The following is a 21,644-nucleotide window of genomic DNA, read 5'->3' as shown; positions in this document are numbered from 1 at the left end:
GTGCATTGTGGCTGTATCCAAACTCGATGAAGTGGTCTCCCTCGCCAAGCGTCGCGGGTTCGTGTTCCCCGCCGGCGAGATCTACGGCGGAACGCGTTCCGCCTGGGACTACGGTCCGCTCGGCGTGGCGCTGAAGGACAACATCAAGCGTGAATGGTGGCGTTCGATGGTCGTCACCCGCGCCGACGTCGTCGGCGTCGACACGTCGATCATCCTGCCGTCCGCCGTGTGGGTCGCCTCGGGCCACGTGTCGGTGTTCAACGACCCGCTCGTCGAATGCCTCAGCTGCCACAAGCGCAACCGCGAGGACAAGCTCGTCGAGTCGTACGCCGAGAAGCACGGCGACAAGCTGCCGGAGAACGGCCTCAAGGACATCGTGTGCCCCAACTGCGGCAACCGCGGCAACTGGACGGAGCCGCGCGACTTCAACATGATGCTGCGCACGAACCTCGGGCCCGTCGAGGACGAGAACTCGCTGCACTACCTGCGTCCGGAAACCGCGCAGGGCATCTTCGTCGACTTCAAGAACGTCATGACGTCGGCGCGCATGAAGCCGCCGTTCGGCATCGCCAACACCGGCAAGAGCTTCCGCAACGAGATCACGCCGGGCAACTTCATCTTCCGTACCCGCGAGTTCGAGCAGATGGAGATGGAGTTCTTCGTCGAGCCCGGCCAGGACGAGGCATGGCACCAGTACTGGATCGACGCGCGCACGCAGTGGTACCTCGACCTGGGCATCAAGCCGGAGAACCTGCGCCACTACGAGCATCCGAAGGAGAAGCTCGCGCACTACTCGAAGCGCACCGTCGACATCGAGTACAAGTTCGGCTTCCAGGGCTCCGACTGGGGCGAGCTCGAAGGCGTCGCCAACCGCACCGACTTCGACCTGTCCGCGCACGCCAAGCACTCCGGCGAGGACCTGAGCTACTTCAACCAGGCCACCGGCGAGAAGTACGTGCCGTACGTCATCGAGCCGGCTGCGGGCCTTTCCCGCTCCCTCATGGCCTTCCTCGTGGACGCGTACGACGTCGACGAGGCCCCGAACACGAAGGGCGGCGTCGACAAGCGCACCGTCCTGCGTCTCGACCCGCGCCTGGCCCCGTACAAGGCCGCCGTGCTGCCGCTGAGCAAGAAGCCGGAACTGGCGACGATCGCCCAGAACCTGGCCGCCGACCTGCGCCTGAACGACTGGATGGTGGACTACGACGAGGCCGGCGCCATCGGCCGCCGCTACCGCCGCCAGGACGAAATCGGCACCCCGCTGGCCATCACCGTCGACTTCGACACCATCGACGACCAGGCCGTCACGATCCGCGAACGCGACACGATGGCTCAGGAGCGCGTCGCGCTCGACAAGGTCGCCGACTACGTGCGCGCCCGCATCGAGGACAAGCGCGTGCGCGTGCCGCAAAAGCCGGTCGAGCTGGGCGGCGAGGCATGGGCCGATTCGGTGAAGATCGCCGAAGCGGGCGGCCTGTACTGATCGGCCGCCATGGGGCTTCCGGCCGCGCGGCCGGGAGCCCCATGGCCTGGTGAATCTTTGGCAATCTTCAATATCTTCGATTTCGACCACTGAAAGGAACGACGTGAGTTCGAAGCAGCCCCTGACGGTGCTGGATGAACATGAGGAAACGACGTGGCTGGACCCCCGCGCCGTCGATCCGGCGAAAGCGCGCGGCGCCGCGCACTCTCCGGCGCAGGACGTGGCCGACGCCTCCGGGCTGCTTGAACCCGTCCAGCTGGGCAATCTCGTCGTCAAGACCCCGGTCATCCTTTCCCCGATGGCCGGCGTGACGAACTGGCCGTTCCGCGTGCTGTGCGAAAGCTATGGCCCCGACGGCCTGTACGTCGCCGAAATGGTGACGGCGCGGGCGCTGGTCGCCCGCAACCCCAAGGCGCTGCGGCTGTGCCGGTTCGCGCCGCAGGAGAAGATCCGCTCGCTGCAGCTGTACGGCGTCAACCCCTCGATCGTCGAGCAGGCGGCGAAGATCGTCGTCGACGAGAACCTGGCCGACCACGTCGACCTCAACTTCGGGTGCCCGGTGCCGAAGGTCACGCGCCGGGGCGGCGGCTCCGCGCTGCCGTGGAAGACGGACCTGTTCGCCGAAGTCGTCTCGCGCGTCGTCAAGGCGTGCGAACCGGCCGGCATTCCGGTGACGGCGAAGATCCGCGTCGGCATCGACCGCGACCACATCACGTTCCATGAAGCCGGCCGCATCGCGCAGGAGGAAGGGTGCGCCGCCGTCACGCTGCATGCGCGCACGACCGCTGAATATTATGGAGGCCATTCCGACTGGAACCGCATCGGCGAGCTCGTCGGGCAGCTCGACGTGCCGGTGTTCGGCAACGGCGACATCTGGGGCGCGCAGGACGCCGCCGACATGGTCGCGCAGACCGGCTGCGCCGGCGTCGCCGTCGGCCGCGGCTGCCAGGGGCGCCCGTGGCTGTTCGCCGACCTGAAGCACCTGTTCGAGGGCAGCCCCGAACGCGCCGACCCGACGCTCGGGGAAGTATGCGGCATCATCATGAAGCACGCGCGGCTGCTGGTGGAGTTCTTCGACGGCGACGAGCGCATGGCCGTGCACGACATGCGCAAGCACATCGCCTGGTACGTCAAGGGATTCGCGGTCGGGGGAGCGGTACGCCGCGCCTTCATGGAATGCGAAAGCCTGGCCGATCTCGAGCGCGTCATCGCCACGCTCGACCCTGAAAGCCGGCTGCCCGAACGCGTCGTGGACGCGCCCCGCGGCAGGGTACGCTTTGCGAAGAAAGTGCACTTGCCGTACGGATGGCTGGATTCGCGCACGACAAGCCACGAGGAACGCGAGGCCCTGTTCGGCGACGATCCGATGGACGCAAGCTACTGATTCGCTGAACACGCCGACATTCTGGAAAGGACGTTTGCTGGAAGGACGCATATAATCCATTGCAGCGAGAATGTGAACGTGCGGCTCGAATGTCGGCAAACGCCGTGAATATCGCAGTGTTTGCGATAGAGTAGAGCTTGACCGTGAATGACAGGAGACTTATGGTGAGCGAGACTGCCCAGAGTGACAATTTCAATGACAAAACCAACATCAAGGTCGTGGGGGTGGGCGGCGCTGGCGGCAATGCCGTCAACCGAATGATCGCCGAGGGACTGCAGAACGTTGAGTTCGTGGCCATCAATACCGATGCCAAGGATCTGCTGCGCTCGGATGCGGACGTGAAGATTTCCCTGTCTGATGCCTCGAGCCGAGGCCTGGGCGCGGGCGCCGACCCGGAAAAGGGCGCCAAGGCTGCCCAGGACCACCAGTCCGACATCGAGGAAGCTGTCAAGGGCGCCGACATGGTGTTCGTCACCTGCGGCGAGGGCGGCGGCACCGGCACCGGCGCCAGCCCGCTCGTCGCGCGCGCCGCGCGCCAGCAGGGCGCGCTCACCATCGCGGTCGTCACCCGTCCGTTCTCCTTCGAAGGCCCGCAGCGCGCGGCCTCCGCGGCCCTCGGCATCGAGGCGCTGCGCAAGGAAGTGGACGCGCTCATCGTCATTCCGAACGACCGCCTGCTCGAGCTCTCTGACCGCACGATCGGCATCGTCGACGCGTTCAAGACGGCCGACACCGCGCTGCTTGCCGGCGTCCAGGGCATCACCGACCTGATCACGATGAACTCCTACATCCACGTCGACTTCATGGACGTCACGACGATCCTGCGCGACTCGGGCACCGCCATGTTCGGCATCGGCGCGGCGCGCGGCGAGGACCGCGCCACGCAGGCCGCCGAAATCGCCATCAGCTCCCCGCTGCTCGAGGAAAGCATCGAGGGCGCTTCGGGCGTGCTCATCAACGTCGCGGGCTCCACCGATCTGGGCCTGCAGGAAGCGAACGCCGCGGCCGAGCTGGTGCGCGCCGCCATCCATCCGGAAGCGCAGGTCATCTTCGGCCTGGCGCTCGACGACGCCTACGGCGACGAGGTGCGCGTCACCGTCATCGCCGCCGGCTTCGATCCGAACTCCAAGAAGAACGCGCCGGCCGCGCAGGACGCCAAGCCGCTTCAGGAAGCGGCCGAGCCCGAACCGGCCAAGGCCGCCCCGCTGACGCAGAGCCCGGCGATGGTGACGTCGCCGGCGCCGAACGCCGCCCCCATTCTGCAGCAGCCGGTCGCTCCGGCCGTCCCGGTCACGCCGGCCGCCCCCGCCGCACCGGTGGCCCCGGCCTTCGACCCGACGACGGGCGCCACGAGCTACCCGGCCCCCGACACCGGCGATCTGGATATCCCGGACTTCCTGCGCTGAGGCACGGGCCGTAGGTCGAACGGAACGAAAGGAAAAGGAACAGTTCCATGGCAGGTTTCATGAAGAACGCGATGTCCTATCTGGGCATGTCCGACGTGGTGGAGGACGAAGACGAGTTCGTCGAGGAAGTCGAGGAGAGCGAGTCGGGCTTCGACTCCGACCACTCGGTGACCCCGATGCCTGCCGTCGCTCCTTCGAACTCCTCCCCGGCGCCGCGCAAGGCCGCCAACCCGTTCCAGGGCCATGTCAGCCGCATCACCACCATCCACCCCAAGTCGTATGAGGACGCGCAGCTCGTGGGACGCGCGCTGCGCGACGGCATTCCGGTCGTGCTGAACCTCACCGGCGTGGCCGAGCCGATCGCCTATCGCATCGTCGATTTCTCTTCAGGCGTAGTCTTTGGCGTTTCCGGCTCGATTGAACGGGTGACGCCGCGCGTCTTCCTGCTCAGCCCGGCGCAGGTGAACATCGTCACCGAGGAAGCCGAATCCCGCTCCTCGCACGACCTGTTCGCCGAATAGCGTACGGCGCAACGCCGTGTCCGGCAGCGGTCGGAACCCGCGGCGCCCGAGTCGCCCCTCCGTGCCCGGCAGCGGTTCCGCAACGGCCCCCAGTCACTTCACGCAAGCATGTCGCAAGTCCTCCTGTAGGCTTGGGGCATGCTTTCTGGTTTTATCGGGCTTGTTTTCCATATTCTCGACTGGCTGATCGAAGCCTACATCACCGTGCTGTTCATCCGCATGATCCTCGACTGGGTGCGGGTGCTGGCGCGCCGCTGGTACCCGCGCGGCGTCATCGCCACGCTGGTGCGCGCCGTCTACGCGCTGACCGATCCGCCGCTGCGCTGGCTGCGGCGCTACATCAAGCCCATCCCGATGGGGCCGATCTATTTCGACACGAGCTTCCTCGTGCTCTATTTTGCATTGATCGTGTTGCGCGTCATCATTTAGCGCGGATGCCCCCGTCCCTTCCGCAATGCGGGCTCAATGGCTCTTTATGCGGGCGAAATGGCCCGAATCCGCCTGAAGCGCCCCGCGTTCGTGATAGCATCAAACATAAGTCCAAATAAGCGAGGCATTGCCCCAAAGCGAGGTGAAAAGATATATGGCTCTTTTGACGCCTAAAGACATAAGGGAGCATACCTTCCAGACTGTGCGCTTCAAGGAAGGCTATGACGTCGACGAAGTCGACGATTTTCTTGACCAGGTCACCGAAACCGTTGAGGCTTTGGGCAAGCAGGCAGTTGCGGGAGGCCAGTCCACCCAGGCGCTCGGCCCCGACGTCACGGCCCTGAACACCAAGATTTCCGAGCTGACTGCGCAGGTGCAGTCGCTGCAGCAGGAAAACCAGAACCTCAAGGCCGTCGCCGCTTCGGCGAACGGGCAGAACGACGAGGCGTCCCAGGCCATCGCGACGGCGCAGTCGCAGGCCCAGCAGGCCGTCGCCAAGCTGTCGGAAGCCGAGGAAAGCAACAAGGCGCTCACCGCGCAGAACGAGCAGCTCAAGGGCCAGGTGGACCGCCTGTCGGCGCAGATCGACCAGCTGACCGCCCAGGCCGCCCAGGAAGCCGGCCAGCAGCCGGACCTGGCGAAGGAGCTCGCCGACATCACCCACCAGCGCGACGAATTCCGCGCCGACAACGAGAACCTGCGCCGCGAGCTCGACTCCGCCCACCAAGGCACCGTCCTCGCCCAGCAGCAGGCCGCGCAGATCCAGGAGCTCACCCAGCAGCTCGAGGATTCGAAGAAGCGCGAAGAGCAGCTGCGCGACCAGGTCTCCAAGGTCGAGCCGAACACCGAAACCGGCTCGCTGCAGAAGATCCAGGGCGCTGCCGCCGCGGCCAACTCCGAGCCGGAGCGCGCCACCGCGATGCTCACCCTCGCCATGCAGCTGCATGACCAGTACGTCGACAAGGGCAAGGCGAAGGCCAAGGAAATCACCGAGGAAAGCCAGCGCAAGTACGAAGAGCTGATTTCGAAGGCCAACGACTACTCGAACCGCACGCGCAACGAGGCGGACGACTATTCCGCCCGCGTCCACGAAGGTGCCGACCAGTACAGCAAGAAGACCCGCGAAGACGCCGACCAGTACTCGGCCACGACGCGCGCCGACGCCGACGACTACGCCGCGCAGACCCGCGAGAACGCCGACACCTACATGCAGAACAAGCATGCCGAGGCCGACCAGTACGTCGTCGACAAGACGAACGAGGCGAACAACTACGCCGCCGCCAAGTCCGCCGAGGCCGACCAGTACGCCGAGAAGACCGAGGACGAGGCGAACAAGTACTCCGACAACGCGAAGGCCGAGGCCGACCAGTACGTCGTCGAGAAGCACGAGGAAATGGACGCCTACGAGTCCGAGGTCCAGCGCCGCGCCAACGAGTACTCCGACCAGGCCCACAAGTCGGCCGACGAGTACTCCGCCAAGACCCGCACCGCCGCCGACGACTACGCCACGCAGGTGCGCGAGAACCTCGAGAACCAGGCCAAGGTCATCCAGGGCAACATCCAGGGCCTCAAGCAGTTCGAGACGGAGTACCGCGCCCGCCTGACCGAGTTCCTCGGCCAGCTGCAGGCCCAGGTGTCCGACACGAACAACTACGATTCGGTCGAGCAGAACAACTGAACCGTCTGGTAACCGGATCCGCGGCCGGTCGCCGTCCAATCCGCAACGGCTTGCCGCAATCCGGCTGAAGGCCGGTTCGCCACACCGCAAGGCCCCGCTTCGGCGGGGCCTTATGCGTTGCACGGCCAAAGCGCGCCCGTGCGGTAGGGTAGAGGGGTGAGCAAGCAACGAACCCGAACCCCGCATCAGGAACGCCGGCTGCATGAGCGGCTGGCCCTGTTCATCTCGATTGCCGTCGTCGCGCTGGCGGCCGACCAGCTGACCAAGTTTTGGGCGCAGCGCGCGCTGCAGCCCGGCGAGAGCGTCACCGTCATCCCGCGCATGCTGTCGCTGACGCTGGTGCGCAACCCCGGAGCGTCGCTGGGCATGGGTTCCGGCGCCACATGGGTGATCTCGCTCGTCGCCGTCGCCGCCTGCTGCATCCTCGTCTGGCTTGCCGTCAAGACGATTTCGTTCGCATGGACCACCATGTTCGCGCTGGCGTTCGCCGGCGCGCTGGGCAACCTGATCGACCGCATCGCCTACGCCGACGGCTTCCTCAACGGCAAGGTCGTCGACTTCCTCAACTACGGATGGTCGGTAGGCAACGTCGCCGACGTCTTCCTGTGCGTCGCCGGCGTCGGCATCGTCATCCTGCTGTTTTCCGGCGTTCCGTTCAGCAAGGCGGAACTCGAGCGGGAAATACGCAACTTCAAGGAATCCGGCGGCGCCGGTTTCCACGACGACGAAGGATTCGACGGCGCCGCTGGCCCCCAGCTCGGATAGCCGCCCGATTCCCTCGCCTCCCAGCTTTCTGCCGAATCTTTTCCCAAGATTCCCCGCTTACGGTTTCCTTCAAGATTCTTCCCTCGGTTTCCCGTGAAAGGAGCGTTTCATGAGCCATGTTGTCCCCGCGCCGGATGCGCTCGTCGGCAAGCGGTTCGACGTCGCCGTCGCCAAGATGCTCGGCATCTCGCGCGCCAAGGCGGCCGACCTGGTGGCTACCGGGCAGGCCCGCGTGCTGGGCCGCGCGCTGGACAAGGCGGCCACGCTCCAGCAGGGCGATTTCGTCGAGTTCGACATCGTCGAGGAGCAGCGGGCCGAAGAGCCCATCGCCACCGACATGGCCATCGCCTACGAGGACGACGACGTCGTCATCGTCGACAAGCCGGTCGGCGTCGCCGCGCACGCCTCCGTCGGCTGGACCGGGCCGACCGTGCTGGGATCGCTGCTCGACCGGGGCGTGCACATCACGTCCTACGGCGCCCCGGGGCGCCAGGGCATCGTCTCGCGCCTTGACGTCGGCACGTCGGGACTCATGCTCGTATGCAAGTCGGAGCTGGCGTACAAGGAGATGCGCCGGCAATTCTCCGAACACGAAGTCGAGAAGACGTACCATGCGCTCGTGCAGGGCAATCTCAGGGAAGACAAGGCGACGATCGACGCGCCGATCGGCCGCGCGAAGGTCTCCGATTTCCGCTTCTGCGTCACGCCGGCCGGCAAGCCGGCCATCACCCACTGGGACGTCCTCGAACGCTTCGGCGACGAGGCGACGCTGGCGAAGATCAATCTCGAAACCGGCCGCACCCACCAGATCCGCGTCCACTTCTCGTCGATTGGCCACCCGCTCGTCGGCGACCCGATGTACGGGGCGAACCCGAAGACGGCCGCCGAACTGGGCCTCGAACGGCAGTGGCTGCACGCCATGCAGCTGGGGTTCCGCCACCCGCGCACCCATGTGTGGACGACCGTGTCGTCCACGTATCCCGCCGATCTGAAGCACGCCCTCGACGCCATGCGCGCCCGCCACGCCGTCTAAGGCCGTCCCCTCTGTGTCCTGTCTGCCCTGATTCAGCATGCCTTTCAATGCGGGGAAGGGACGATGATGCATGGAGAGGGGAGGCCCGGGCTGGATGCCTTCGTGCATGGGGGAGGAGACCCGTAACTCGTAAAGAGAGTGCGTGGCTTTGCGGACGCTCGGCGCATATTCAGGAAGCGCCCGCTACAATGGCGGGTGAGCTTTTGTATGCAGCCCGGCCGAAAGGAACGCCATGACCAATCCCATCTCGCAATTCCATGCCGTCAAGCAGTGGACCGACGAAGTGCAGGGCGAGATGAACGATTCGGCGCGGCTGAAGGATTCCTCGTATGTGAGCTATTCGTCGCGCATGTCGATCCGGTCCCTGAAGAAGACCGGCTGGGTCCTGCTCGTCGTCGCGCTGGTGGCCGCGGCCATCGTCTGCGCGTTGATGCTGCTGCTGATGGGCGGCTACGCCACCGACCTGCTGGCCACCGTCGTCGTCTGCCTGCTGTGCCTGTTCACTATCGTCGCCATCACCGCGGCGTTCGGCGACATCTGCGCGTGGTTCTACCTGCTGTTCCGCGTCATCGAACGTTCCCGCGAAGCCAGGAAGGCGCAGGCGGACAGCTCGCGCGAAGTCTAGAAGTCTAGAAGCCTGAACGCCGTCGTCGCTGGCGATGGTTTTTCCGCGGCGGCATCACGCGGCATGCACGGCCTTCCATTCGGCAAAGGCGCAGGTAGGATGGAACATTATGGCTGATTCCTCGAACTTCGTGCAACTGCATAACCACACGCACTATTCGCTGCTCGACGGCGCCTCCAAAATCCCCGATCTCGTCAAGCGCGCCAAGGAGCTGGGCATGCCGGCCGTCGGCCTGACGGACCACGGCAACATGCACGGCGCCTACGAAATGTGGAGCGAGGCCGTCAAGCAGGGGATCAAGCCGATCATCGGCATCGAAGCCTACGTGACGCCGGAAACGGCGCGCCAGGACAAGTCGCGCGTGCACTGGGGCACCGAGGCGCAACGGCGCGACGATGTGTCGGGCGGCGGCTTCATCACCCACCTGACGCTGTGGGCCGAGAACGACGAGGGCCTGGTCAACCTGACGAAGGCGTCGAGCGTGGCCAACCTCGAAGGCCGCGTCGGCAAATGGCCGCGCATGGACAAGGACGTGCTCAATACCTATTCCAAGGGCGTCATCTGCTCGTCGGGCTGCCCATCCGGCGTCATCCAGACGCGCCTGCGCCTGGGCCAGTACGACGAGGCGCTGCGCTATGCCGGCGAGCTGCAGGACATCTTCGGCAAGGACAACTTCTACATCGAGCTGATGGACCACAACCTCGAAATCGAGCGGCGCGTCACCAAGGACCTGCTCGACATCGCCAGGAAGCTCGGCGCGCCGCTGCTCGCCACGAACGACTCGCACTACGTGCACGCCGAGGACGCCGGCGCCCAGGACGCCATGCTGTGCATCAACTCCGGCGCCCGGCTCGACGACCCGGACCGCTTCAAGTTCGACGGCGAAGGCTACTACCTGCGCACCTCCGAGGAGATGCGCGCGCTGTTCAAGGAGCTGCCCGAAGCGTGCGACAACACGCTCGAGGTGGCAGAACGCTGCAACGTCATGTTCGACGACCACGAGGACGGCGCGTTCATGCCGCAGTTCGAATGCCCGGAAGGCTGGGACGAAACGAGCCTGTTCCTCAAGAACGTCGAGGAAGGCCTCGAGAAGCGCTACGACGGCAACGTGCCCGACGAGGTGGCCAAGCAGGCCGACTACGAGTGCGGCGTCATCTGCCAGATGCAGTTCTGCGGCTACTTCCTCGTCGTCGCCGACTACATCAACTGGGCCAAGGAGCACGGCGTCATGGTGGGCCCCGGCCGAGGCTCGGCCGCAGGATCGATGGTCGCCTACGCGATGGGCATCACCGAACTCGACCCGCTGCAGCACGGCCTGATCTTCGAACGCTTCCTCAACCCCGAACGCGTCTCGCTGCCGGATATCGACGTCGACTTCGACCCCGAAGGCCGCATGCGCGTGCTCGACTACGTCGCCGACAAGTACGGCCACGACCGCGTCGCGCAATGCGTCATCTACGGCACGATCAAAACGAAGCAGGCGCTCAAGGACTCGGCGCGCATCATGGGCTACGAGTTCTCCGTCGGCGAGCAGGTCACCAAGGCGCTTCCCCCGGCCCAGACCGGCGGCAAGGACATCCCACTGCACGACATCTTCGACCCGAAGGCCAAGCGCTACGAAGAGGCCCGCGAATTCCGCGAGATGTACGAATCGAACCCCGACGCCAAGCGCATCACCGACGAGGCGATGGGCATCGAGGGGCTGATCCGCCAGACCGGCGTGCACGCCTGCGCGACGATCATGGGCTCCGAGCCGATCACCAACACGTCGCCGCTGCTGGAACGCACCGACGGCACCGTCACGACGACGTTCGAATACCATACCTGCGAAACGCTCGGCCTGGTGAAGATGGACTTCCTGGGCCTGTCCAACTTGACGGTCATCTCCGACACGCTCAAGAACATCGAGCTCAACGGCAAGGACCCGATCGACTACACGAAGATCCCGCTCGACGACAAGGAGACCTACGAGCTGCTCAGCCGCGGCGACACACTGGGCGTCTTCCAGCTCGATTCCGACGGCATGCGTTCGCTGCTCAAGAGCCTCAAGCCGAACAACTTCAACGACATCTCGGCATTGATCGCGCTGTACCGCCCCGGCCCGATGGATGTCGACAGCCATAACAACTACGCCAAGCGCAAGAACGGCCTGCAGGAGATCACGCCGATCCACCCGGAAGTGGCCGAGGCGCTCGCGCCGGTCCTCGACGAAACCTACGGCCTGATCGTCTACCAGGAGCAGGTGCAGTCCGCCGCCCGCATCCTGGCCGGCTATTCGCTCGGCCGAGCCGACGTGCTGCGACGTGCGATGGGCAAGAAGAAGCCGGAGGTGCTGGCCAAGGAGCAGGTGCCGTTCTTCAAGGGCATGGAAGAGCACGGCTATTCGCGCGAGGCCGCACAGGCCGTATGGGACATCTTCGTGCCGTTCGCCGGCTACGCGTTCAACAAGGCGCATTCGGCGGCGTACGGGCTGATCTCCTACTGGACGGCCTACCTCAAGACGCACTACCCGGTCGAGTTCATGGCCGCGCTGCTGCAGGGCACGCGCGACAACAAGGACAAGACGGCCCTGTACCTGTCCGAAGCGCGGCGCATGGGCATCCAGGTGCTCTCGCCGGACGTCAACGAATCGGTCTACGAGTACTCCGCCGTCGGCGACGTCGTGCGCTTCGGCCTCGGCGCCATCCGCAACGTCGGCAAGAAGGCCGTCGACGCCATCATCGCCGAACGCGACAGCGGGCGCGGCAAGTTCGTCAACTTCACCGACTTCGTGCGCCGCGTGCCGCTCGAGGCGCTCAACCGGCGCCTCGTGGAATCGCTGATCAAGGCCGGCGCCTTCGACTCGATCGAGCCGAACCGCCGCGCGATCTTCCAGATCCACGAACCGGCGATCGAATCGGTCGTCGGGCTCAAGCGCAAGGAAGCCGAAGGCCAGTTCGACCTGTTCGCCGACCTCGACGGCGATGGCGGCAACGGCGACGCGCTCGGCGACGTGACGATCTCCGTGCCGAACGTCGAGGAGTGGGACAAGAAGACGAAGCTCAACTTCGAGCGCGAAATGCTCGGCCTGTACGTGTCCGACCATCCGTTGAGCGGCATGCAGTCGGTGCTCGCCAACCTGCGCGAAATGTCGATCGCCCACCTGATCGACCGCGCCAAGGGCATGGAGGAGCGCTCGCAGGTCACGCTCGCCGGGCTGATCACGAACGTCGACCGGCGCGTCTCGAAGAAGGGCAACCCGTGGGCCATCGTCACGATCGAGGACATGGAAAGCTCGATCCAGTGCATGCTCTTCGGCAAGGTGTACGAAGCGAACGCCGCCGACCTGGCCGTCGACTCGGTCATCCAGATCCGCGGCATGGTCGAGGTGCGCGACGAAACGGTGTCGCTGCGCGCCACCGAAATGCAGGTGCCGAACCTGGAGGCCGAGGACGAGCGCCCCGTCATCATCACGCTGCCGCTGGTCGCGCTCGAAAAAAGCCATATCAGCCAGCTGGCCGACGTCATCGGCAACCATCCCGGCTACTGCGAGGTGCGCATCGCCGTGCTCGACCAATCCGGCGCGGCGCAGGTCCTGACGCTCGGCGACCGGTTCAGGGTCAAGCGCGACACGAGCCTGTTCGCCGAGATCAAGACGATATTCGGCCCCGCCAGCATCGCCCAGCAGTAAGCGCATTGCGGCCGGTCCGTCCAGCATATGGCGTTGTGAAGGCATTGTAACGGCGCTCGGCTTGGCGCCTTGTTACGATAGAGGACTATGAGCGAAGAAAACTATATGCGAATCATCGATCTGCGCGGGCAGGAACTCTCCCGCGCCGAAATGCTCGAGGCGATGCCGCGTGCCGAAATGGGCACGAACGAAGCCTCGGAGCTGGTGCAGCCGATTCTCGACGAGGTGAAGGCGCATGGCGCCGCCGCCCTGCGCGACTACGGCGAGAAGTTCGATCACGTTCGCGTGGAGCATCTTCGCGTCCCCAAGGAGGCCATCGACGCCGCCGTCGAAACGCTCGACCCCGAAGTGCGCGCCGCCATCGAGGAATCGGTGCGCCGCGCCCGCGCCGTCGCCGCCTCCCAGGTCCCCGAGAACTTCCACACCGACCTCGCCGAAGGCGCCCGCGTGTCCGAACGCTGGATTCCGATCCAGCGCGTCGGCCTGTACGTGCCGGGCGGCAAGGCCGTCTACCCGAGCTCGGTCATCATGAACGTCGTGCCGGCACAGGCTGCCGGCGTCGAATCGCTCGCCATCGCCACGCCGCCGAGCAAGGCCACGAACGACGGCCTGCCGGACAAGACGATCCTGGCCACCTGCGCGATTCTCGGCGTCGACGAGGTCTACGCCGTCGGCGGCGCCCAGGCCGTCGCGATGTTCGCGTTCGGCGCCAAGGGCTCCGAACCGCAGGACGGCGAGATCCTGTGCGAGCCGGTCGACAAGATCACCGGTCCGGGCAACATCTTCGTGGCCACCGCCAAGAGCCTCGTTTCCGGCATCGTCGGCATCGACGCCGTGGCCGGCCCGACCGAAATCGCCATCATCGCCGACGAAACGGCCAACCCCGGCTGGGTGGCCGCCGACCTGATCGGCCAGGCCGAGCACGACGAGCTTGCCGGGTCGGTGCTGATCACCACCGACGAGAAGCTCGCCGAAGCCGTGCAGGCCGAGCTCAACGCCCGCGTGCCGCGCACCGAGCACGCCGAGCGCGTCGCCACGAGCCTTCAAGGACGCCAGTCCGGCATCATCCTGGCCGACAGCCTCGATCAGGCCATCGACGCCGCCAACGCGTACGCCGCCGAGCACCTCGAAGTGCAGACCGCTGACCCGGACGCCGTCATCGCGCGCATCCGCAACGCCGGCGCCATCTTCCGCGGCTCCTATTCGCCGGTGCCGCTGGGCGACTACATGTCCGGCTCGAACCACGTGCTGCCCACGTCCGGCACCGCGCGCTTCGCTTCCGGCCTTGGCGTCCACACGTTCATGAAGCCGGTGGAGGTCATCGAATACGACGAGACGGGCCTGAAGGAACTGGCCGCGCGCGTCAACGCGTTCGCCGTTTCCGAAGACCTGCCGGCACACGGCGAAAGCGTGCTGAGCCGCTTCGTGGCCGACCCGTACGACAAGGCGACGCTCGACGCCCAGGAAACCGAAGCGGGCCTGAAGTGAGCGCGGCCATCGACCCGTCGCTGCCGCTGCGCAACGACCTGAAGGGGGAGGAGCCCTACGGCGCCCCCCAGCTCGACGTGCCGGTATGCCTCAACGTCAACGAGAACCCGTACGCGCCCACGCCCGAAGTGGCCCATTCCATCGCGCAGCGCGTCGAGGCCATCGCCACGACGCTCAACCGCTATCCGGACCGTGAGCATGAAGAGCTGCGGCGCGCCTTCAGCGCCTATCTGGCGAAGGAATCGGGCGTCGAGCTGCCCATCGAGCAGCTGTGGGGCGCCAACGGATCCAACGAAATCATGCTGCAGCTGTTCATGGCGTTCGGCGGCCCCGGCCGCACGGCGCTGAGCTGCGACCCGACGTATTCGATGTACCCCGAATACGCGCGCGATACGTTCACCGCCTGGCAGCTCGCCAGCCGCAACGACGACTTCACCATCGACGTCGAAGGCACGATCGGGCGCATCCGCGAAGTCAAGCCGTCGATGATCGTGCTCACGAGCCCGAACAACCCCACCGGAACCCCGCTGGCGATGGACGAGCTCACGCGCATCCTCGACTTCGCCGCCACGGCCGAGGTCGCCGGCGCCGAGCCGGGCACGCACCCGATCGTCGTCGTCGACGAAGCCTACGTGGAGTTCCGCGATCCGGGCACGCCGTCCGCCATCACGCTGCTGTCGCGCTACGGCAACCTCGCCGTGAGCCGCACGATGAGCAAGGCGTTCGCGTTCGCCGGCGCCCGCGTCGGCTACGTGGCGGCCAGCAAGGGCATCATCGACGCGATGCGCATCGTGCGCATGCCCTACCACCTGTCCGCCATCACGCAGGCTGCCGCGCTGGCCGCGTTCGAGCATACCGACGAGCAGCTTTCCCAGGTCGGCCACCTGCGCGAAACGCGCGAGGCGACGCGCGCATGGCTTGAAGGGCAGACGTACCGTGGCGAGAAGCTCGAGGTGGCCCCCAGCCAGTCGAACTTCCTGCTGTTCGGCGGCCATTTCGACGACCGTAATCTTATCTTCGAGGAAATGCTCAAGCGCGGCGTGCTGATCCGCACCGTCGGACCCGATGGCTGGCTGCGCGTGTGCATGGGCACCGACGAGGAGATGGAACGCTTCCGGCAGGCGCTGGTAGAATCCATTGCGGTAGCGGAAAGCCGCTAGGCGCCGGCGCAACATACCGCCGGCGCCGGCAGGCGCCAGCAAAAGGAGTGCAGAAAACCATGGCCCGAGTAGCCAGCATTACGCGTGAGACGAGCGAATCCTTCGTCGAACTGAGCCTGAATCTCGACGGTACGGGCAAAACCGACATCGAAACCAGCGTGCCGTTCTTCAACCACATGATGACGGCGCTGGGCAAGCATTCGCTGATCGACCTGACGATCCGCGCCCACGGCGACACCGATATCGACGCGCACCATACCGTCGAGGACACGGCCATCGTGTTCGGCGAGGCGTTGAAGCTCGCCCTTGGCGACAAGCGCGGCATCCGCCGGTTCGCCGACGCGACGGTGCCGCTGGACGAAGCGCTGGCCAAGGCCGTCGTCGACGTGTCCGGACGCCCCTACTGCGTATGCTCCGGAGAACCCGAAGGCTTCCAGTACTGCATGATCGGCGGCCACTTCACCGGCTCGCTCGTGCGGCACGTCATGGAATCCATTGCGTTCCATGCCGAAATCTGCCTGCATATGCACGTCATCGCGGGCCGCGACCCGCACCATATCGCCGAAGCTGAATTCAAGGCGCTGGCGAGGGCGCTGCGGTTCGCCATCGAGCCCGATCCGCGCGTCGACGGCATCCCGAGCACGAAGGGCGCGCTGTGATGGCCGGCCACGACGATCCGTTCAACGACGATTTCGACGCCCAGTTCGACGATCCGTTCGACGACGTCCCCTCCGACGATTCGCTGTCGTTCGACGACGACGAGCTTGAGGCGGCGCTGGCCGGCTTCGAACAGGAGGAGGCGTCGAAGGAGGCCGCGCGCAACGCGTCGGACGATGCGTCCGCGGGTAGCGGCGCCGGCGAGCCGGGCGATGGCGGTGCCGATGGCGCCGCGGACGGTGCCCAAGGCGACGCGACCGCCGGCTTCGAGGACGAACTGGCCGGGCTGCTCGGCAACAAGGCGAAGACGGCGGCCGTCATCACGCGCCTGAATTCCGCCGAGCTGCTCGCCGCCTTCTGCCAGCTTGCCGACGTGTCGGCCACGTGCCTGGCGTCGGCGCAGGGCGCCGTCGCGGTGCTGCGCAATCTCGACGGCGACGGCCCGGAAGCGGCCGCCCGCGACCTGACGCGCGTCGTGTCGGGGCTTGGCACCATCCTGGCCGTCAACCGCGCCGACAAGCTCGAGGCGACGCTGTACGTCAACGGCACGCCGGGGGAGCAGATCCCGCCGCCGATCCTGTTCACGTCGACGGCGCCGTTCGTCGAGGACCTGCTGCTGGGCATCTCGACGCTCGATGCCGTCGAGCGCCAGGGCGTCGAACATGCCGATTCCTCCGATTTCAGCGATCCGGAGACGGCCTACAAGGTCATCGCGCGCTATCTCAACGGCGACGACGGCCCCAAGCGCGGCGCCGGGTTCGCCGGCTGACGCGCAAGCGGCAGTACAAGGACAGCGCAAGGGCAGCGCAACCGCATTGCGCTGCGGCATTGCGACGCAAAGGAATGACGCCCTAGCAGCCGGCAGGCAATCTATAGCAGGCAACCGATAACGGAAGGACGACGATGGTTTCGGCAGTGGTTTTCGATTACGGCTTCGGCAACGTGCGCTCGATGGTGCGCGCGCTGGCCAATCTCGACGTCGACGTCACGTTGACGTCCGACTACCGGCAGGCGCTGGAAGCCGACGGGCTCGTCGTGCCCGGCGTCGGCGCGTACGGCGCGTGCATGGCCGGGCTGAAGAAGGTCTCCGGCGACCGCGTCATCGTCGACCGCGTCCGCGCCGGGCGCCCGGTGCTCGGCGTATGCGTCGGCGAGCAGATCATGTTCTCGCGCGGCAATGAACACGGCCACGAATCCGAAGGCCTGGGGCTGTTCGGGGGCGACGTCGAGCGGCTTGACGCGCCGGTCGTGCCGCATATGGGCTGGGACACGGTGCAGGCGCCGGAGAACAGCGTGCTGCTGCGCGGCGTGGAGGACGAACGCTTCTACTTCGTGCATTCCTACGCGGCGATGGACGTGCGCCCCGGCACGCTGGCCGAGGAGCTGCCCGGCGTGGAAGCGCCGGCCAAGGTGACCTGGTGCACCTACGGCGCCTCGACGTTCGTCGCGGCCGTCGAGCAGGGGCCGCTGTTCGCCACCCAGTTCCATCCCGAGAAGTCCGCGCAGGCCGGCGCGCAGCTGCTGCGCAACTGGATCGGCATCCTGTAGCCCCGCATGGTGCCTGTGCCTTCTGGCTGCTGATTGGCCGGCTCCGTGGCCTTCCGGCCGCGTTGGCCTTCAGGCTTTCCGGCGATTCAGGCGACCTTGTGGCAATCGTAAGTACTTTCCGCCCGATTCTATCCCCTGGCGCCCGGAGTGCCTTTGTTCACTTCGAGCGACAGAATCGGCCGGAACCAAGCGAAGAGCGGTAACGTTTCTTACGTATCAGGGGAACATCATCACGATTAAGGAGTTACCAATGTCTCTTACGCTTCTTCCTGCAGTCGACGTGCGCAACGGCAAGGCCGTGCGCCTGACCAAGGGCGAATCCGGCACCGAAACCGAATACGGCACGCCGATGGAGGCTGCTGAAAAGTGGATTTCCCAGGGCGCCGAGTGGATCCACCTCGTCGACCTCGACGCCGCGTTCGGCACCGGCAACAACCGCGAGCTGATCAACGGCATGGTCTCCAAGCTGTCCGGCAAGGTCAAGTTCGAGGTCTCCGGCGGCATGCGCGACGACGAGTCGATCGAGCGCGCGCTCGAAGCCGGCGCTACCCGCGTCAACATCGGCACCCGCGCCCTCGAGGATCCGGTGTGGACCGCCGACGCCGTCGCCAAGTGGGGCGACAAGGTCGCCATTTCGCTCGATGTGCGCGGCCACCAGCTCGCGGCCCGCGGCTGGACGCAGGAGAGCGGCGACCTGCTCGAAATGATGAAGTACCTCGACAAGTGCGGCGCCCAGCGCTACGTCGTCACCGACGTCACCAAGGACGGCACGATGGAAGGCCCGAACCTCGACCTCATCCAGGAAGTCGCTGAAAACACCACCGGCGCGAAGGTCACCGTCTCCGGCGGCATCGCCACGCTCGACGACATCAAGGCCATCGCTGCGCTGCAGGGCATCGGCGTCGACTCCGCCATCCTCGGCAAGGCCCTCTACAACGGCAACTTCACGCTGGCCGAGGCCCTCGAAGCCGCCAAGTAATCCCGGCTTTCCACAACTGCCTGATTCCCGCTTGCGCAGATGCGCGGCGGGAATCTTATATGATGCCGTGTTAACGCAATCCGTAACATCCTTCTGCAACGATTGGGCACCATGGATAAGCAACAAGAGTTCGTGCTCCGCACGGTGGAAGAGCGCGACGTCCGATTCATTCGCCTGTGGTTCACCGACGTGTTGGGAACGTTGAAATCGGTGGCGATTGCGCCTGCAGAGCTGGAGGCCGCATTCGAAGAGGGCATCGGTTTCGACGGCTCGGCCATCGAAGGCATGACGCGCGTGTCGGAGGACGACATGATCGTCAAGCCCGATCCCTCGACGTTCCAGATCCTCCCGTGGCGCGGAGGCCCCCAGGGCACCGCCCGCATGTTCTGCGACATCCTCACCCCGGACGGCGACCCGTCGCTTGCCGACCCCCGCCACGTGCTCAAGCGCGCGCTGTCGCACGCCAAGGAAAAGGGCTTCACGTTCTACGTCCATCCGGAAATCGAGTTCTATCTGTTCGAGAAGCAGGAGGACTGGTCCCAGGCGCCGACGCCGATCGACGACGGCGGCTACTTCGACCACGTCCCGCGCTCCCCAGGCATGGATTTCCGCCGCGCCACCGTCAACATGCTCGAGCAGATGGGCATTTCGGTGGAATATTCCCACCATGAAGGCGGCCCTGGCCAGAACGAGATCGACCTGCGCTATGCCGACGCGCTGACGATCGCCGACAACATCATGACGTTCCGCACCGTCGTCAAGGAGATCTCGCTTGAGCGCGGCATCCACGCCAGCTTCATGCCCAAGCCCCTGGCCGACGCGCCCGGCTCCGGCATGCATACGCATCTGAGCCTGTTCGAAGGCGACGCGAACGCGTTCTACGAAGCCGGACAGGAATTCAACATGAGCCTGACGGCGCGCCAGTTCGCCGCCGGCATCCTGCACCACGCGGCTGAGATCAGCGCCGTCACCGACCAGTACGTCAACTCCTACAAGCGCCTGTGGGGCGGCAACGAGGCGCCGAGCTACATCTGCTGGGGCCACAACAACCGTTCGGCGCTGCTGCGCATCCCGCAGTACAAGCCCGGCAAGGGCAACTCGGCGCGCATCGAGTACCGCGCGCTCGACTCGGTGTGCAACCCGTACCTCGCGTATTCGGTGCTGCTGGCCGCCGGCCTCGACGGCATCGAGCAGAAGATGACGCTCGGCGAGCCCACCAGCGACGACGTGTGGGAGCTCACCGACGAGGAACGCCAGGCGATGGGCATCCAGCCGCTGCCGGAAAGCCTCGACGAAGCCGTCAAGATCATGGAGAAGAGCGATTTCGTCGCCGACGTCCTCGGCGAGCACGTCTTCGACTACTTCATCCGCAACAAGAAGCAGGAGTGGGCCGAGTACCGCAGCCAGGTCACGCCGTTCGAGCGCAAGCGCTACCTGTCGAAGCTCTGAATCCTGCCCATGGAGCGGCGTCCCGGGGATTGGCGGCGCCGCTCTCACCGGCAGCCGCCGAACTTCCCGGCATCCCCAAGGCCGGGGGCTGGGTGCCTTGCGCCAGCCCCTGCGGAATCTTCTGCCATTCTCAAGGCCAGGGAATGGCAAGCAGTCCCAGCGCCGGGACCGTTGCCGTTGCTGCGGCTGCGCATGCGCTACGACCTGGGGTCGCCGAACCAGCCTTCGTAGATCAGCGAGAAGTTGCGGTTGCCGTACGCCGAGCACGAATCCCCTTCGCCTGCGCCGGCCGCAAGCGCCGCGACGTTCGGCTGGTACGGCGTGTAGATGTACAGCAGCGCCGTCGCCTTGTTCTCGATGTACACTTCCGTCCCGCCGCAGCTGGCGTCGGGGTTGTACTGCACGTAGTTGAGCGCGTCCTCGACGTACCCGTATTGCTCTTCGTGATGCACGTACTGCTGGTAGCGTTCCGCCGAGCCGTACACCTGCCGGAAGAAGTCGGCGTATTCGGGGTCGCAGCTTGCGGTGTCCGGACAGCTCAGCCCCATCGCCGCCTCGAACTGGAAATCGGTCGGCTCGGTATCGGTAACCAGATGCTGCTCCTTCTGCAGCATCGTCAGCAGCACCTTGGGGGAGACGCTGCATGCCTTCGCCGTCTTCGCGATGATCGTCGCCGCCGTCTCCTGCTTGTCGTCGGGAACGTAGGCCGCGCAATAGTCGGTCGCGTCGCGGCTTTCGACGTCGAACCGCTTCGTGCGCAGGCATCCGTCCGCCGTGCAGTCGGCGCCCTGTTCGTCGAGGAACGACTGGATTTCGGCGGCGTTCATCGCCGAGCCGTTGAAGAACTGGCTGTCCGAAATGATGTTGCCCGGGTCGAAGTCGTACAGTTCCGTCAGCTGCTCCTGGCGGTGCTTGGCCTGGGCGATCTTCACCTGCGTCGACACGCAGTCGGCGAGCGTCACGACGAGCGCGACGACGACGAGCGCCGCAACCGCGGTGACGAACAGCATGCCGGTGCGCTTGCGCGGCGAGCCGGCCGCGAACGCCCGCACGTACCGCCGCGCCAGCGAGGGCTTGCCGCTGCGGGCTGCGCGCCCCTTCTTCACGCCTCCCCGGGATGTGCCGGCCCGCGGCTTTCCGGACTGGGATTTCCCCGTCTGGGTTTTTCCGGTTCGGGATTTCCCGGCGGAAGATTTCTTTGCCTGCGCTGCTGGGGATTTCCCAGTCTGGGATTTCCGTGCCTGGGATTTTCCAGACTGGGATTTCCCGGCGTGGCTTTTCCCGCCCTCTGCCGCCTGCTTTGCCGCCGGTTTCTTCGAAGATCCTGCCGTAGTGGGTCCCTCCTTCGTTCCTGCCGCGGCTGCCGTCC

At 65.8% G+C, this 21,644-nt stretch carries 18 protein-coding genes; 17 read left to right on the top strand and 1 reads right to left on the bottom strand.

Annotation, left to right across the window (positions count from 1 at the left end):
- The first annotated feature begins 7 nt into the window (after positions 1–7).
- From AC1AXT_RS02325 to AC1AXT_RS02245, 17 genes are all read left to right on the top strand, one after another.
- The gene (locus AC1AXT_RS02325; protein ID WP_476540344.1) at positions 8–1,483 is read left to right on the top strand and encodes a glycine--tRNA ligase; all 1,476 of its coding nucleotides are present in this window, start codon (positions 8–10) and stop codon (positions 1,481–1,483) included.
- A 103-nt stretch (positions 1,484–1,586) separates the two neighbouring features.
- A complete protein-coding gene (dusB, locus tag AC1AXT_RS02320) occupies positions 1,587–2,867 on the top strand; it encodes a tRNA dihydrouridine synthase DusB (protein WP_476540342.1) in 1,281 nt (426 codons plus the stop codon).
- 164 nt (positions 2,868–3,031) lie between these two features.
- Positions 3,032–4,273 (top strand): cell division protein FtsZ, encoded by a 1,242-nt coding sequence (gene ftsZ / locus AC1AXT_RS02315; RefSeq protein WP_476540536.1) that lies wholly within the window; start codon positions 3,032–3,034, stop codon positions 4,271–4,273.
- Between the two features lie 47 nt (positions 4,274–4,320).
- Positions 4,321–4,794, top strand: a complete 474-nt coding sequence (locus AC1AXT_RS02310) for a cell division protein SepF (RefSeq protein ID WP_476540340.1) — start codon at positions 4,321–4,323, stop codon at positions 4,792–4,794.
- A gap of 138 nt (positions 4,795–4,932) precedes the next feature.
- Entirely contained in the window at positions 4,933–5,223 is a 291-nt protein-coding gene (locus AC1AXT_RS02305; protein WP_476540338.1) for a YggT family protein, read from the top strand.
- Positions 5,224–5,377: 154 nt separating this feature from the next.
- Positions 5,378–6,901, top strand: coding sequence for a DivIVA domain-containing protein (locus AC1AXT_RS02300; protein WP_476540336.1), 1,524 nt, complete (start codon positions 5,378–5,380; stop codon positions 6,899–6,901).
- Positions 6,902–7,057: 156 nt separating this feature from the next.
- Entirely contained in the window at positions 7,058–7,666 is a 609-nt protein-coding gene (gene lspA / locus AC1AXT_RS02295) for a signal peptidase II (RefSeq protein WP_476540335.1), read from the top strand.
- 109 nt (positions 7,667–7,775) lie between these two features.
- Positions 7,776–8,699, top strand: coding sequence for an RluA family pseudouridine synthase (locus tag AC1AXT_RS02290; RefSeq protein ID WP_476540333.1), 924 nt, complete (start codon positions 7,776–7,778; stop codon positions 8,697–8,699).
- A gap of 232 nt (positions 8,700–8,931) precedes the next feature.
- Positions 8,932–9,324 carry a hypothetical protein gene (locus tag AC1AXT_RS02285; protein ID WP_476540331.1) on the top strand — a complete coding sequence of 131 codons (393 nt, stop codon included), beginning with the start codon at positions 8,932–8,934 and terminating at the stop codon, positions 9,322–9,324.
- Positions 9,325–9,433: 109 nt separating this feature from the next.
- Complete coding sequence (gene dnaE / locus AC1AXT_RS02280) at positions 9,434–12,994, top strand: DNA polymerase III subunit alpha (protein WP_476540329.1); 3,561 nt, start codon at positions 9,434–9,436, stop codon at positions 12,992–12,994.
- Positions 12,995–13,099: 105 nt separating this feature from the next.
- A complete protein-coding gene (gene hisD / locus AC1AXT_RS02275; RefSeq protein WP_476540534.1) occupies positions 13,100–14,482 on the top strand; it encodes a histidinol dehydrogenase in 1,383 nt (460 codons plus the stop codon).
- Positions 14,479–15,642, top strand: coding sequence for a histidinol-phosphate transaminase (locus AC1AXT_RS02270; protein WP_476540328.1), 1,164 nt, complete (start codon positions 14,479–14,481; stop codon positions 15,640–15,642). The genes hisD and AC1AXT_RS02270 overlap by 4 nt, the downstream gene beginning before the upstream one ends.
- 59 nt (positions 15,643–15,701) lie before the next feature.
- Positions 15,702–16,301, top strand: coding sequence for an imidazoleglycerol-phosphate dehydratase HisB (gene hisB / locus AC1AXT_RS02265; protein WP_476540326.1), 600 nt, complete (start codon positions 15,702–15,704; stop codon positions 16,299–16,301).
- On the top strand, positions 16,301–17,068 hold the full coding sequence (locus AC1AXT_RS02260; RefSeq protein ID WP_476540324.1) for a hypothetical protein: 768 nt from the start codon (positions 16,301–16,303) through the stop codon (positions 17,066–17,068). The genes hisB and AC1AXT_RS02260 overlap by 1 nt, the downstream gene beginning before the upstream one ends.
- A 134-nt stretch (positions 17,069–17,202) precedes the next feature.
- On the top strand, positions 17,203–17,847 hold the full coding sequence (gene hisH / locus AC1AXT_RS02255) for an imidazole glycerol phosphate synthase subunit HisH (RefSeq protein WP_476540322.1): 645 nt from the start codon (positions 17,203–17,205) through the stop codon (positions 17,845–17,847).
- 250 nt (positions 17,848–18,097) lie between these two features.
- Positions 18,098–18,826, top strand: a complete 729-nt coding sequence (gene priA, locus AC1AXT_RS02250; RefSeq protein ID WP_476540320.1) for a bifunctional 1-(5-phosphoribosyl)-5-((5-phosphoribosylamino)methylideneamino)imidazole-4-carboxamide isomerase/phosphoribosylanthranilate isomerase PriA — start codon at positions 18,098–18,100, stop codon at positions 18,824–18,826.
- Between the two features lie 111 nt (positions 18,827–18,937).
- The gene (locus tag AC1AXT_RS02245; RefSeq protein ID WP_476540319.1) at positions 18,938–20,275 is read left to right on the top strand and encodes a glutamine synthetase family protein; all 1,338 of its coding nucleotides are present in this window, start codon (positions 18,938–18,940) and stop codon (positions 20,273–20,275) included.
- Between the two features lie 197 nt (positions 20,276–20,472).
- On the opposite strand, the gene AC1AXT_RS02240 is transcribed toward AC1AXT_RS02245, so the two are convergent.
- Positions 20,473–21,381 carry a hemagglutinin gene (locus tag AC1AXT_RS02240; RefSeq protein ID WP_476540317.1) on the bottom strand — a complete coding sequence of 303 codons (909 nt, stop codon included), beginning with the start codon at positions 21,379–21,381 and terminating at the stop codon, positions 20,473–20,475.
- Between the last annotated feature and the right edge of the window lie 263 nt (positions 21,382–21,644).

Source organism: Bifidobacterium sp. LH_450 (assembly GCF_056356715.1).
Note: the sequence above shows the minus strand (reverse complement) of the source record. Positions and strands in the feature narration are given on the sequence as shown.

What these genes read in the sequence shown, in the direction of transcription:
- priA (WP_476540320.1), top strand. Translation starts at nt 18,098, where the DNA reads ATGTCTCTTACGCTTCTTCCTGCAGTCGACGTGCGCAACGGCAAGGCC.
- hisD (WP_476540534.1), top strand. Translation starts at nt 13,100, where the DNA reads ATGCGAATCATCGATCTGCGCGGGCAGGAACTCTCCCGCGCCGAAATG.
- AC1AXT_RS02260 (WP_476540324.1), top strand. Translation starts at nt 16,301, where the DNA reads ATGGCCGGCCACGACGATCCGTTCAACGACGATTTCGACGCCCAGTTC.
- AC1AXT_RS02305 (WP_476540338.1), top strand. Translation starts at nt 4,933, where the DNA reads ATGCTTTCTGGTTTTATCGGGCTTGTTTTCCATATTCTCGACTGGCTG.
- AC1AXT_RS02290 (WP_476540333.1), top strand. Translation starts at nt 7,776, where the DNA reads ATGAGCCATGTTGTCCCCGCGCCGGATGCGCTCGTCGGCAAGCGGTTC.
- hisH (WP_476540322.1), top strand. Translation starts at nt 17,203, where the DNA reads ATGGTTTCGGCAGTGGTTTTCGATTACGGCTTCGGCAACGTGCGCTCG.
- AC1AXT_RS02245 (WP_476540319.1), top strand. Translation starts at nt 18,938, where the DNA reads ATGGATAAGCAACAAGAGTTCGTGCTCCGCACGGTGGAAGAGCGCGAC.
- dnaE (WP_476540329.1), top strand. Translation starts at nt 9,434, where the DNA reads ATGGCTGATTCCTCGAACTTCGTGCAACTGCATAACCACACGCACTAT.
- hisB (WP_476540326.1), top strand. Translation starts at nt 15,702, where the DNA reads ATGGCCCGAGTAGCCAGCATTACGCGTGAGACGAGCGAATCCTTCGTC.
- AC1AXT_RS02285 (WP_476540331.1), top strand. Translation starts at nt 8,932, where the DNA reads ATGACCAATCCCATCTCGCAATTCCATGCCGTCAAGCAGTGGACCGAC.
- AC1AXT_RS02300 (WP_476540336.1), top strand. Translation starts at nt 5,378, where the DNA reads ATGGCTCTTTTGACGCCTAAAGACATAAGGGAGCATACCTTCCAGACT.
- AC1AXT_RS02310 (WP_476540340.1), top strand. Translation starts at nt 4,321, where the DNA reads ATGGCAGGTTTCATGAAGAACGCGATGTCCTATCTGGGCATGTCCGAC.